The sequence below is a fragment of the Mycetocola sp. genome, assembly GCF_025464835.1.
Classification (GTDB): Bacteria; Actinomycetota; Actinomycetes; order Actinomycetales; family Microbacteriaceae; genus Mycetocola_A.
The window spans coordinates 47590-59809 of record NZ_JAODMP010000029.1 but is presented as its reverse complement, the minus strand read 5'-3'; the positions used below and the strand labels follow the sequence as shown (position 1 = coordinate 59809).

Here is a 12220-nt window from a genome sequence, read left to right as displayed (position 1 = left end):
CTCACGATTGTTCTGCTCCCGAGTCGATCAAGTCGAAGTACCGACCGGCGGTTTCCATGTCCTTGTCGCCGCGACCGGACAGGTTGATGAGGATGGTGGCGTCCGGGCCGAGTTCCTTGCCGAGCTCGAGCGCGCCGGCCAGGGCGTGTGCACTCTCGATGGCGGGGATGATTCCCTCGGTGCGGCTGAGCAGGCGGAGCGCGCTCATCGCGGAAGCATCCGTCACCGGCCGGTAGCTGGCCCGGCCGATGCTCGCCAGCCAGGAATGTTCGGGGCCGACGCCCGGGTAGTCGAGACCCGCCGAGATCGAATGCGACTCGATGGTCTGGCCGTCTTCGTCCTGGAGCAGGAAGCTGCGGGCGCCGTGGAGCACACCGGCGCGACCCTTGGTGATCGTGGCAGCGTGCCGGGGGGTGTCGACGCCTTCGCCGGCTGCTTCGAAGCCGTACAGCGCGACATCCGTGTCGTCGAGGAACGCGTGGAAGATGCCCATCGCGTTCGACCCGCCGCCGACACACGCGGCGACGGCATCCGGGAGCCTGCCGGTGAGCTCGAGAACCTGCTGGCGGGCTTCCTCGCCGATGATCTTCTGCAGGTCGCGGACCATGGCGGGGAACGGGTGGGGGCCTGCGACGGTTCCGAAGATGTAGTTCGTGGTGTCGACGTTCGTCACCCAGTCCCGCATGGCGTCGTTGATCGCATCCTTGAGGGTGCGTGAGCCGGTTTTCACCGACACGACCTCTGCACCGAGCAGGCGCATCCGTGCGACGTTGAGCGCCTGGCGTTCGGTGTCGACTTCACCCATGTAGATGACGCAGTCCAGGCCGAACAGTGCAGCTGCGGTCGCCGTCGCGACACCGTGCTGCCCGGCACCGGTCTCGGCGATGACCCTGGTCTTGCCGATCCGCTTGGTCAGCAGCGCCTGGCCGAGCACGTTGTTGATCTTGTGCGACCCGGTGTGGTTGAGGTCCTCACGCTTGAGGATGATCCGCGCCCCTCCGCCGTGCTCGGCGAACCGGGGAACCTCGGTGATGATCGACGGGCGCCCGGTGTACGTCTTGTGCAGTTCGTTGAGCTCCGCTGCGTATCCCGGGTCCTGTTTAGCCAGTTCCCAGGCCTCGGACAGTTCGTCGAGGGCGGCGATGAGCGATTCGGGCACGAATCGCCCGCCGAAGTCACCGAAGTATGGGCCTGTTTCGTCGCGTAGAGCCATGGTTATACCGCCAGGAATTCGCCGAGGGTGAGAATGGGGTCGCTCGTGACGAGCGCTTCCCCGATGAGAACGACGTCCGCTCCCGCTTCGCGGTAGTGGGTGACGTCGGATGGTGTCTTCACCGCTGACTCCGCGACCCGGATCACTCCGGATGGGATCTGCGGGGCGAGACGCCCGAACAGGTCGCGGTCGAGTTCGAAGGTCGACAGGTCTCGAGCGTTGACTCCGATGAGTCCGGCGCCGAGGTCGAGGGCGCGTTCGAGTTCTTCGGCGCTGTGGGTCTCGACGAGGGCGGTCATGCCCAGGTCGGTGACCAGGCCGTACAGCTCGACCAGTGTGGGCTGGTCGAGTGCCGCGACGATCAGAAGGGCGAGGTCTGCCCCTGCTGCGCGTGCCTCGAAGACCTGGTACGGAATGGAGATGAAGTCCTTCCGGAGCACCGGAATCCCGACCGAGTTGCGCACGTCGACGAGATCGTCGAGCGATCCCTTGAACTTGCGCCCCTCGGTGAGGACGCTGATGGCGCTCGCTCCCCCACGCTCATAGGAGACAGCGAGCTGGGCAGGGTCCGGGATGTCGGCGAGGTCGCCGCGCGAGGGACTCGCGCGCTTGACTTCGGCGATGATCTTGACGGATGCCGCCGGGGACAGGGCGGAGAGGGCGTCGAGGGGTGGCGCAGCATCCGCCGCAGCGGATTCAACACGGGAAAGCGGGCGCAACAGTTCGCGCTCGCGTGCGTCGTGGAGTGCGCCAGCCGTAAGGTCGGCCAGCACGGCGTCAGTGGTCCTTCGGGTTGTACTTGTCGCCGTTCACGCCGTAGCCCGCCTTGGCGAGGATCCAGCCGAGAAGCGCTCCGATGACGAGGAGGCCTGCTGATGCCCACACCAGCCAGGCCCAGTCCAGCCAAAAAGCGACGGTGCCGATGACAAAAGCGATCAGCATCACCACTACCGCCGTCCAGGCAGCCGGTGAGTGGCCGTGTCCTTGGTCTGTCGACTCTGCGCTCATGGGTCTCCTTCAGTAATCAGTGCCGAACCAGTCTATCGGGTGTTGCGGACGGGTTCCTCCGGGCTCCGCGGCGGCGGGCGGCGGCATCGGTTACGAGGTCCACGGGCCTGCCTTCGGGCATGGGATAAGGAGATCGGCTCGAAATAAGGACGAAGTGAGCCGGGGGCATCCTTTTCTGGGCGTTATTTCCTTATGCCGCGCTGATGGGGCGCGGCGGTCGGGGCCGGCACACAAGATGTGCAGGCGAACGCACAGTTATGAGGATGCTCTCGCCGATTCCACCCTGTGAATCGTTCGATCTCCTGAGAATCCGGCGACCGGTCGCTTCGGGATACGGATGCCGTCACGCACGCTGTGAAGGAGATCGCACGGTTATCAGGATGTTCTTGCCGGTTCCATCCTGCGAATCGTTCGATCTCCTGAAAATCGTGCGCGCGGCGGTCAGCGGGTCGGGTCGTCGCCCCGGGTGAGGTCGTCCCAGCTGTCGACGGAGTCGGGCATGGCATCGCCGTCGACGGGTTCGAGCCGAACGGCCGAGTACTTGCGCGACGACGATGGCCAGCGTTTCGCCGTCATGATGATTCCCAGCCCCACAATGGCGAGCAGGATGCCTGTGGCGAGGGCAATCGGCGGCCACGGGGTGAGTGAGGTGCCTGAGACCAGGTCCGCGATCGACTTGGAGCCGGCGATCCCGGTGACGTTGGTGACGGCCGCTTCGCTGGCGGCGACAGGACCCCCTAGGACCAGCACGGCGGAAAGTGCGATGCAGCCCCCGAGCACGACATTGAGCACGCCGAGTACGATCCGGAACAGGTGGCCGGCGATAGCGAGCGCGGCCGCGAGGGCAAGCCCGGCAAGGGCGAGGGCTGCCAAGGCTGGTGCCGCGACCGCTCCGTCAACGGCCACCCGGCTGGTCGGGGAGCCAGGCGCCAGTTCGACCATAAGCCAGGTCTGGGTCCACGCGATCAGGGCGAGCCCGCTGAGAATCAGGGACGCCAGAATCAGGACATACTTCGAGCGCTTGCCCGGGCGTGACGCGGTGGTCATCGCACCCTTCTCATGGCGTTTGCGACAGCGACGGCCCTGAGCGGCGCCGCGGCCTTGTTCTGCGACTCGAGGTATTCGCTCTCGGGATCCGAATCGGCCACCAGCCCCCCGCCCGCCTGCACGTGGGCGACACCGTTGACGATCGTCGCGGTCCGGATGGCGATGGCGAGGTCGATGTCACCGGAGAACGCGAAGTACCCGACCACTCCCCCGTACACGCCACGTTGAGCGGGTTCCAGTTCGTCGATGATCTCCAGTGCGCGCGGTTTAGGTGCGCCTGACAGGGTCCCCGCCGGGAAGGTGGCGGTGAACACGTCGATCGGGTTCGCTGAATCGCTCAGTGTTCCCTCGACGGTCGACACCAGGTGCATGATGTGGCTGAACCGTTCGATGCGCATGAACTCGGTCACCTCGACACTGCCAGCGGTGCACACCTTGAGCAGGTCGTTGCGGGCGAGGTCTACGAGCATGAGGTGCTCAGCGCGTTCCTTCGCGTCACCGGAGAGCTCATCGGCAAGCTCGACGTCCCGTTCCGGTGTGTTCCCCCGCGGCTTCGAACCCGCGATCGGGTGGGTGAGGACTCGCTTGTCCTGCACCTTGACGAGCGCCTCAGGACTTGATCCGACGATCGAGTACGGTGTGCCGTCGACGTTCTGCAGGGTCAGCAGGTACATATACGGGCTGGGGTTGAGGCTGCGAAGAATCCGGTACACATCGATGGGTTCGGCGGTGCAGTCCTCGTCGAAACGTTGCGAAACCACCACCTGGAAGATGTCTCCGTCACGGATGCGTTCCTTCGCCGTGACGACGGCGTCCAGGAAGTCGGACTTCCTGGTGCGGTAGCGCGGGTTCGGTGCCGTCGTGAGGTCGACCTCGGCCAGCCACGCATCGTTCGGCTGGGCCAACCGGGACTGCATGGCGTCGAGCCGGTCCTGCGCCGAGCGCCACAGGGTCGCTTCGTCGTCGAGCCCGTCGTTGAGCACGTTCGCGATGAGCTGGACGGTGCCGCTGCGGTGATCGAGCACCACGAGATCAGCGACGAAGCACAGGGCCTGCCCTGGGACGTCGAACTCCTTCGGCGGCCGGTGCGGCAGCTTTTCAATCTGGCGGATCGCCTCCCAGCCGATGAATCCGACGAGGCCGCCGGTGAGCGGCGGGTGACCATCGATGTGAGGGGTTTCCCAGCGGCGGTGCAGTTCGGAGATCGCCTGCAGCGGCCGCAGCCCTGCGGCATCCCCCAGCGCTCGTTGCCGGCTGATGCCGTAATCGATCCACTGGACCGACTCGTTCTGCTGGGTGAGCACACCGAAGGCGGAGACGCCGACGAACGAGTACCGGGACCAGATGCCACCCTGCTCTGCCGACTCCAGCAGGAAGCTCCCTGGTCTGCCGAGGGCGAGCTTGCGATAGATCCCGACCGGCGTCTCGCCGTCTGCGAACAGTTCCCGGATGACCGGGATGACACGATGGTCGCGGGCGAGCTCGTCGAATCGGCTGCGGCTCGTCGAGCCGGTGCCCCTACCCGTTGTCATCAGCGGAGTCCTCGTCGGGTTGGTCACCGATGGCTGGGCTGAGTTCGTGAGCGTCGAAGCAGGTCCTCGTGCCGGTGTGGCATGCCACGCCGACCTGTTCGACCTGGAGCAGAAGAGTGTCTGCGTCACAGTCGAGTGCGGCACCCTTGACGTACTGGGCGTTACCCGAGGTGTCTCCCTTGCGCCAGTATTCCTGCCTCGACCGGGACCAGAAAGTGACCCGACCCTCGGTCAGGGTGCGTCGCACCGCCTCGTCGTTCATGTACCCGAGCATGAGCACCTCGCCGGTGTCCCACTGCTGCACGATCGCCGGGATGAGCCCGTCCGCATCGAACTGAATCTGCTGGATTGTCGACGAAACGCTCATCAGCGCACCAATACCCCTTCGGAAGCCAGTTCCTGTTTGACATCGTTGATGGTCAGCAGGCCCGAGTGGAACACACTCGCGGCCAGGACGGCATCAGCACCGGCGGCGATCGCCGGTGGGAAGTCCGCTGCCTTGCCTGCACCGCCGGAGGCGATCACGGGCACACTGCTCACCTCACGCATGAGCGCAATCAGCTCGGTGTCGAACCCCTGCTTGGTTCCGTCGGCGTCGATCGAGTTGACGAGAAGCTCACCGGCGCCCCGCTCGATGGCCTCGCGAGCCCAGTCGAGCGCGTCAATGCCCGTCTCAGTGCGGCCGCCGTGGGTGGTGACGACGAAACCGGACGACGTGGACCTTTGGCGCTTCACATCCAGGGAGAGGACAAGCACCTGCGCGCCGAACCGGTCGGCGATCTCGCCGAGGAGCGGCGGTCGCGCGATCGCGGCGCTGTTGACGCCGACTTTGTCAGCGCCGCTGCCGAGCAGGCGCGCCACGTCATCGACGGAGCGCACTCCCCCGCCGACGGTCAGCGGGATGAAAACCTGCTCCGCTGTGCGGGTGACCACGTCGTAGGTGGTCGCCCGGTTGTCCACGGTCGCTGTGACGTCGAGGAAGGTGAGTTCGTCTGCGCCCTGCTCGTAGTAACGGCGCGCAAGTTCGACCGGGTCGCCCGCGTCACGGAGGTTCTGGAAGTTGATTCCCTTCACGACCCGGCCGTCGGCGACGTCGAGGCACGGAATCACACGGCACGCAACGGTCATCGGTCGGCTCCCTACAGTCTCGCCGCGTGGATGGCGCTGACGAGAATCGCCCGCGCGCCCAATTCGTACAGGGAGTCCATGATCTGGTTGGTGCGTTCACGCGGAACCATCACCCGGACCGCCACCCAGTCCTTGTCGCGAAGCGGCGACACGGTCGGTGACTCGATGCCGCCGGCGATGTCGCTCGCCTGGTCAAGAAGCGCGGCAGGCAGGTCGTAATCCATGAGCACGTAGCGGCGGGCGACGAGAACGCCCTGCAGCCGGCGCCGAAGAGTGTCAAGGCCCGGTTTCTCCTCGGGTGAACCGATCAGCACGGCCGTGGATTCGAGGATCACCGGACCGAAGATGTCCAGACCCGCCTTGCGCAGGGTCGTGCCGGTGGAGACAACGTCGGCGACAGCATCCGCGACACCGAGCTGCACTGCCGATTCCACAGCACCGTCGAGAGGGACGAGGGTCACATCGACGTCGTGGCCGGCGAGGAACTCGCCGACGAGGCCAGGGTAGCTCGTGGCAACGCGGTGCCCGGCGAGGTCGGCCAGGTCGGTGAACCGTCCGGTGGGCCCGGCGAAGCGGAAAGTCGAGTCGCCGAAGCCGAGGCTCTCGATTTCGGATGCCTCGGAGCCGGAGTCGAGCAGCAGGTCACGGCCGGTGACACCGACGTCCAGTGCGCCGGATCCGACGTACGTCGCGATGTCGCGCGGGCGGAGGAAGAAGAATTCGACGCCGTTCGCGGCATCGAGAAGGTGGAGTTCCTTGGGGTCACGGCGGCCGGCGTAACCGGCCTCCGACAACATCTGGGCGGCGGTCTCAGCCAGTGAGCCTTTGTTGGGCACTGCGATTCTCAACATGCGGAGTTCTCTCGTTGTGGGTCTGTCGTGGAGGTGTAGCTGTGGCGCTGGCGTCACAGATGTCGGTAGACGTCCTCCGGCGAGAGGCCCTTCGCAAGCATGAGGACCTGAAGGTGGTAGATCAGCTGGGAGATCTCTTCAGCGGTTTCGGCATCGCTCTGGTATTCAGCCGCCATCCATACTTCTGCGGCTTCTTCGACGATCTTCTTGCCGATGGCGTGAACGCCCGCGTCCAATTCGCGAACTGTGCCGCTGCCCTCCGGGCGTTCGGCAGCCTTCAGGCTGAGCTCTGCGAACAAGTCGTCGAATGTCTTCACAGTTATCAGGGTACTAGCTTCGCGACGACGGCTCGTGCGCGTGGACGTGACCGGATGCCGCCGCCTCGCGCAACGCGCTGATCCGCAGTTCCGGGCTGTCGGAGCCGAACACGCTCGAGCCGGCGACGAACGTGTCGGCACCCGCGGCGGCCGCGATGCCGACGGTGTCCTCGTTGATGCCGCCGTCCACCTGCAGCCAAACATCCCCGCCTGTGCGGGAGAGTTCCTGGCGGAGCAGGTGCAGCTTGGGCATCGTGTGGTGCATGAACGACTGGCCGCCGAATCCGGGCTCCACCGTCATGACGAGCACCTGGTCGAATTCGCTGAGCAGTTCGAGGTACGGCTCGACGGCGGTCCCCGGCTTGAGCGCGATACCGGCTCGCGCGCCGATCGAACGGAGCCGCCGGGCCAGGGCGACCGGTTCCGACGTCGCCTCAGCGTGGAAGGTGACACTGTACGCGCCGAGTTCGGCGTAGCCGGGTGCCCAGCGGTCCGGGTCATCGATCATCAGGTGAACGTCGAGCGGAAGCGCCGAGACCTGCTGGATCCGGTCCACCATCTGCGGCCCGAAGGTGAGGTTGGGCACGAAATGGTTGTCCATGACGTCGACGTGGACGAGGTCGGCGGTGCCGATCCGCCCGAGGTCTCGCTCGATGTTCACGAAATCGGCGGCCAGGATGCTCGGGGAGATTCGGATCGACATCCCGACAGCCTAACGAGTGCCGGGGGTCGACCGCGATTTGGCGATCAGCGCGATGAACATGGCATCCGTCCCGTGACGGTGGGGCCACAGTTGCACAGTCGTCCCGGTTTCGCCTGCCGCCGATTCGGTTGCAGGCAGGTCGAGGTTCTCGACGGCGATCGACTGAACGACCTGGGCGGTGTCGAGCAGTTCCGCCGTGTCGCCGAGCCGGCGGAGGGCATCGGTGACGACCCCGCGGGTCTCAGCGACGTGCGGTGAGCAGGTGACGTAGGCCACGATCCCGCCGGGTTTGAGTGCGTCGAAGGCGGAGAGCAGCAGCGACTGCTGCAGCACCGTGAGGTCTGCCACATCCTTCGCGGTCTTCCGCCAACGGGCTTCCGGGCGGCGACGGAGTGCGCCGAGGCCTGTGCATGGGGCGTCGACGAGGATGCGGTCCCACGCTTCCGGCTGGAGGTGGCCGACCTGGGTTCCATCCAGTTCGGTCACGGCGATATCGCCTGACACCGGTGCCACCGCACGACGGACGAGTTGCGCGCGTGCTGGGACGAATTCGTTCGCGGTCACCGTCGCTCCGGACAGGAGCGCCTCAGCGCCGAGCAGTGCGGTCTTGCCGCCAGGGCCGGCGCAGAGATCGAGCCAGCGCTCCCCGGCGGTCACCGGCCGAGCCCGACTGAGCGCGAGAGCCGCGAGTTGTGAACCTTCGTCCTGAACGCGGAGGCGGCCGTTCTCATGCCGGATGGCGGCATCCGGATCCCCACCGGAGAGCGTGAAGCCGAACGGCGAGTACCGGTTCGTGTCGGCGCCATCGGGCACTTCGGCCAGGCCGGGGAGAGCGATCAGGTTCACCCTGGGGGCCTGATTGTCTGCGGCGAGCAGCTCGGGGAGCTCGACGGCGCGGCCCTCGAGAGCGAGGGCCTGCCGGAGGGCGCGGAGAATCCACGCCGGGTGGGCGTAATCGGCGGCAAGCCTGTCGTCGGCGTTCTTCGCCGCGGCAAGCACACGTTCGCGCCACTCTTCGGGCGTTGACCGTGAAATGGTTCTGAGCACACCGTTCGTGAACCCGACGGCCGAGCGGGATCCGACCATGCGGGCGAGCGCAACGGACTCGTTGACGGCCGCGTGCGGTGCGACGCGAGTGGCGAGGAGCTGGTGCGCGCCGAGACGGAGGACGTCGAGGATGCCGGTGTCGATCTGGCTGACATCCCGGCCGGCGGCCAGCGCGATCACCCGGTCGTAGTAACCGCGCAGGCGGAGGGTGCCGTAGGTCAGTTCGGTGGCGAGGCCGGCGTCAGCTGTGTTGAGGGCTGCTCTGGCGATGAGCGTCGGCAGGAGCAGGTTCGCGTACGCGTCGTCGGTGCTCACCGCTGCGAGCACGTCGTAGGCGATGCGCCTCGCTGGCTGGACGAACGTCGGCGCTGGCTTCTGTGCAGGAGTCATCGGGGTTACCTACTCTGCCCGGATGGGCTGGTCGTGGCTGAGTCCTCGCCACCAGTCGGATGCGGCCATGGCCGGCTTGCCGGCCGGCTGGACCCGCAGAAGTTCGAGGGCCGACGTCCCGGTGCCGATGAGGATGCGACCGTCGATGCGGTCGACGGTACCCGCTGGGAGCGTTCCCCCTGGCGCCGGCCTGGCGTGGAGGATCTTGAAGCGGGTGCCGCCGATGGTGGTGTGGGCGCCGGGCTCCGGTGTGACGCCGCGGAACCGGTTGTAGACCGTCTCCGCTGGCGCTGTCCAGTCCAGCCGGCCGTCCTCGATGCGCAGTTTCGGCGCGAGGGTCGCCTGGCCGACCTGAGGGGTCGCGCGTGCTGAGCCGTTCCCGATGTCGTCGACGATGCCTGACAGGAAACCGGCGCCAGACTCGGCAAGCTCGGCGAGGAGCGTCCCGGCGGTGGCATCCGCGTCGATCGGGCGCTCGAGAACACCGAACAGCGCGCCGGCGTCGAGCTCGCGGACGAGCTGGAAGACGCTCGCGCCGGTGAGTGTGTCCCCGGCGAGCAGCGCATGCTGCACGGGCGCAGCGCCTCGCCAGGCGGGCAGCAGCGAGAAGTGCAGGTTGATCCAGCCGTGCTTCGGGGCCGACAGCAGTGGCTCACGGAGCAGGCCGCCGTACGCGACGATGACCCCCAGGTCGGCATCGAGACCGCTGATGGTCGCGGTGACGTCGTCTGTGAGCCTGTTGGCTTTGATCACGGGTACGCCTGCGTCGTCGGCGGCCCGCGCGACCGGCGACGGGGTGAGGACGCGCTTCCGCCCCAGCGGGGCGTCCTCCCGGGTGAGGACGGCGACGGTCTCGTGGCCGCTCGCCAGGAGGCGCTGGAGGCTGGGCACGGCAACGTCTGGGGTGCCTGCGAAGACGAGTTTCATGCGAGTCCGAGCCGGGTGTTGCGGGTGGTCATGACAGAATCTCCGGGTCGTCGAAGCGGACTTTCAGTGTAGGTGGCGGGCGGTAACCGGCCTTGCCCTGCGGCGCCTTGCGTCGTCGTGTGGCGTTCCTGACGACGGCGCCGCGGAGCAGCCGCGCGGCCTCACCGGCCTGCCCGTAGTCGAGCCGGAGGATCGCCCGGACCCCGTCGTCGGTGGGGGTCGGACCGAGGATGTTGGCGCCGGGCAGGTCGCGGACCTCGGCGAGGGCCTCCGCGACGGCGGTTGCGTCTCCTGAGACGGATGCCGCGCGGACGGCAGGCGGGAACCGCAGGGCGCGACGGTCCTCGAGTTCGGCGTGCGCGAATGCCGGCTGGGTCCAGGTGGCGAGTGCGCGGGCGAGGTCCCCCGTGACGCCGGTGAGGACAACGGGCGCCCCCTGGCGGGCGAGAGCGGCGGCGTTCGACCACCAGCGCAGGCAGTCCTCGCCGATGCGCAGGTGTTCGGCGGCGAGCATCCGGTCGCCGTCGAGCAGGAGGACCGCCGCGTACCCACCGGCCGCCACCGGCTCCGCTCCGCGCGTTGCTATGACGAGCGCCGGCCTCGCGTCGACGGCTGTGACCTGTCGTTCGCCGTCGGAGATGAGGACAGGGACACCGGGGAACGCCCGGCCGAGCTCTTCGGCGGTGCGACCCGTGCCGCGCGTCACGAGGCGCAGCTTTGTGCCTTCGCAGGTCGGGCAGGTCCATCCGGCGGCGATCGCCCCGCACAGGGTGCAGGAGGGAGCGGCGCCGGCGCCGGCGATACCGAGGGGGCCGGCGCACGTGCCGCATCTCGCCGCTGATGAGCAGGTGGCGCAGGCGACGACGGGGGCATAGCCGGGCCGTGCGACCTGCACCAGCACCGGGCCGCTGGCGATCGCTTCTTTCGCCTGCCGCCATGCCATCGACGGGATGCGCGCGGTGACGGCGACGGCGTCTTCGTGGTCGGCTTTCGCGGTGATGAGGACCCGTGGGGTCGCTGCGCGTTCCGGGGCGGCGGCTTCGAGCCAGCCGATCTCGACCAGTCGTTGCGCGTCGACGCTTCGGGTGTGCCCGGCGAGAACGAGAGCGGCTCCCGACTGCTGCTGACGGATGAGCGCCGCGTCCCTCGCGTGAACGTATGGGCTGAGCGGTTCTGAGTACAGCGGGTCACCGTCGTCGAAGAGGGCAAGGAGCCCGAGGGATGCTGCCGGCGCGTACACGGCGGACCGGTTGCCGAGGATCGCTCTCGGGATGTCGGTCAGGCAGTCGAGGAAAGCCCGGTACCGGTCCGCGTTGGGCTGGGAGGCGTCGACCCTGGTTATCCGATCCGGTGGGAGGTATTCCCCGAGCGCGGCGAATAACTGGTCGCTGTCGCGGTAATCGGGCACGGCGAGGATCGCGCTCTCCCCCGCGGCGATCGTGCGGGCGGCGGCCTGCGCCAGCGTCACCGCCCAGCGCCCGACCCAGGTTCCGGATTCAAGCCGGACGACCTGCGGGATCACGTCGAGGGCGACGCGCTGGTGTGCGGCGAGGAGGTCAGATACCTCTGGTCCGTATCCGTCGATCGCCGGTGCGACAGGCGCAGGGGACGCGGAGCGGGTTTCCTCCTGCGAGCGTTGCCAGGTCTTCTCCACCCGCACCTGCCTGGCCGGGATCGCTAGCCGCAGGATGTCGCCGGCGCCGCCTGCCGCACGGTCGGCGGCTTTCCTTGCCAGCGCCCACACCTCGGGGGTGAGCACGGGGACCGCTGAGACGACGGAGTCGAGTGGGCTCAGTTCACCGTCGAATCCGTCGGAGGCGTCGACCGTTTCCACGATGTACCCGCGGGCGACCCGTCCCGCGGAGCGCAGAGGCACCGTCACACGCACGCCGGGCAGTGCTTCGTCGGCGAGTTCCTCAGGGATCCGGTAGTCGAAGAGGTGATCGAGTTGCGGAAGTGGCGAATCGAGGATCACGCGGGCCGTCGTGGCAGACCGCCCGGCGGGGCGTGCCACCCCGGTGCCTTCGGTCATGTCACGCCTCTGATCAACGTCCGCT

13 protein-coding genes are annotated in these 12220 nt (G+C 67.5%); all 13 read right to left on the bottom strand.

From position 1 onward, the window contains the following. Position 1 precedes the first annotated feature (1 nt). The 13 genes from trpB to JWP90_RS04065 all read right to left on the bottom strand — a co-directional run bounded on the left by trpB (position 2) and on the right by JWP90_RS04065 (position 12195). Positions 2-1213, bottom strand: coding sequence for a tryptophan synthase subunit beta (gene trpB / locus JWP90_RS04125; protein ID WP_297360048.1), 1212 nt, complete (start codon positions 1211-1213; stop codon positions 2-4). A gap of 2 nt (positions 1214-1215) precedes the next feature. After that, positions 1216-1986: an indole-3-glycerol phosphate synthase TrpC gene (gene trpC, locus JWP90_RS04120; protein ID WP_297360045.1), complete on the bottom strand. Its 771-nt coding sequence runs from the start codon at positions 1984-1986 to the stop codon at positions 1216-1218. 4 nt (positions 1987-1990) lie between these two features. Next, positions 1991-2221, bottom strand: a complete 231-nt coding sequence (locus JWP90_RS04115; RefSeq protein WP_297360040.1) for a DUF6704 family protein — start codon at positions 2219-2221, stop codon at positions 1991-1993. A 441-nt stretch (positions 2222-2662) separates the two neighbouring features. Continuing rightward, entirely contained in the window at positions 2663-3268 is a 606-nt protein-coding gene (locus tag JWP90_RS04110) for a Trp biosynthesis-associated membrane protein (RefSeq protein ID WP_297360037.1), read from the bottom strand. Then, entirely contained in the window at positions 3265-4800 is a 1536-nt protein-coding gene (locus JWP90_RS04105) for an anthranilate synthase component I (protein WP_297360034.1), read from the bottom strand. Before JWP90_RS04105 ends, JWP90_RS04110 begins: the two co-directional genes overlap by 4 nt. Beyond that, positions 4787-5167 carry a phosphoribosyl-AMP cyclohydrolase gene (gene hisI, locus JWP90_RS04100; protein WP_297360030.1) on the bottom strand — a complete coding sequence of 127 codons (381 nt, stop codon included), beginning with the start codon at positions 5165-5167 and terminating at the stop codon, positions 4787-4789. Before hisI ends, JWP90_RS04105 begins: the two co-directional genes overlap by 14 nt. Continuing rightward, positions 5167-5928, bottom strand: coding sequence for an imidazole glycerol phosphate synthase subunit HisF (gene hisF / locus JWP90_RS04095; RefSeq protein ID WP_297360028.1), 762 nt, complete (start codon positions 5926-5928; stop codon positions 5167-5169). The genes hisI and hisF overlap by 1 nt, the downstream gene beginning before the upstream one ends. An 11-nt stretch (positions 5929-5939) precedes the next feature. Beyond that, positions 5940-6779 (bottom strand): ATP phosphoribosyltransferase, encoded by an 840-nt coding sequence (gene hisG, locus JWP90_RS04090; protein ID WP_297360025.1) that lies wholly within the window; start codon positions 6777-6779, stop codon positions 5940-5942. A gap of 53 nt (positions 6780-6832) precedes the next feature. Beyond that, complete coding sequence (locus JWP90_RS04085; RefSeq protein WP_297360021.1) at positions 6833-7096, bottom strand: phosphoribosyl-ATP diphosphatase; 264 nt, start codon at positions 7094-7096, stop codon at positions 6833-6835. Positions 7097-7109: 13 nt separating this feature from the next. Next, on the bottom strand, positions 7110-7799 hold the full coding sequence (gene rpe / locus JWP90_RS04080; protein WP_297360018.1) for a ribulose-phosphate 3-epimerase: 690 nt from the start codon (positions 7797-7799) through the stop codon (positions 7110-7112). Positions 7800-7808: 9 nt separating this feature from the next. Beyond that, positions 7809-9236, bottom strand: coding sequence for a transcription antitermination factor NusB (locus tag JWP90_RS04075; RefSeq protein WP_297360014.1), 1428 nt, complete (start codon positions 9234-9236; stop codon positions 7809-7811). 9 nt (positions 9237-9245) lie between these two features. After that, a complete protein-coding gene (fmt, locus tag JWP90_RS04070) occupies positions 9246-10163 on the bottom strand; it encodes a methionyl-tRNA formyltransferase (protein ID WP_297360011.1) in 918 nt (305 codons plus the stop codon). Between the two features lie 28 nt (positions 10164-10191). After that, entirely contained in the window at positions 10192-12195 is a 2004-nt protein-coding gene (locus tag JWP90_RS04065; protein ID WP_297360009.1) for a primosomal protein N', read from the bottom strand. Positions 12196-12220: the final 25 nt, after the last annotated feature.

Bases quoted from the DNA above. Each gene is read 5' to 3' on its own strand.
- trpB (WP_297360048.1), bottom strand. From the start codon at position 1,213: ATGGCTCTACGCGACGAAACAGGCCCATACTTCGGTGACTTCGGCGGG.
- JWP90_RS04115 (WP_297360040.1), bottom strand. From the start codon at position 2,221: ATGAGCGCAGAGTCGACAGACCAAGGACACGGCCACTCACCGGCTGCC.
- JWP90_RS04110 (WP_297360037.1), bottom strand. From the start codon at position 3,268: ATGACCACCGCGTCACGCCCGGGCAAGCGCTCGAAGTATGTCCTGATT.
- JWP90_RS04105 (WP_297360034.1), bottom strand. From the start codon at position 4,800: ATGACAACGGGTAGGGGCACCGGCTCGACGAGCCGCAGCCGATTCGAC.
- hisI (WP_297360030.1), bottom strand. From the start codon at position 5,167: ATGAGCGTTTCGTCGACAATCCAGCAGATTCAGTTCGATGCGGACGGG.
- hisF (WP_297360028.1), bottom strand. From the start codon at position 5,928: ATGACCGTTGCGTGCCGTGTGATTCCGTGCCTCGACGTCGCCGACGGC.
- hisG (WP_297360025.1), bottom strand. From the start codon at position 6,779: ATGTTGAGAATCGCAGTGCCCAACAAAGGCTCACTGGCTGAGACCGCC.
- rpe (WP_297360018.1), bottom strand. From the start codon at position 7,799: ATGTCGATCCGAATCTCCCCGAGCATCCTGGCCGCCGATTTCGTGAAC.
- JWP90_RS04075 (WP_297360014.1), bottom strand. From the start codon at position 9,236: ATGACTCCTGCACAGAAGCCAGCGCCGACGTTCGTCCAGCCAGCGAGG.
- fmt (WP_297360011.1), bottom strand. From the start codon at position 10,163: ATGAAACTCGTCTTCGCAGGCACCCCAGACGTTGCCGTGCCCAGCCTC.
- JWP90_RS04065 (WP_297360009.1), bottom strand. From the start codon at position 12,195: ATGACCGAAGGCACCGGGGTGGCACGCCCCGCCGGGCGGTCTGCCACG.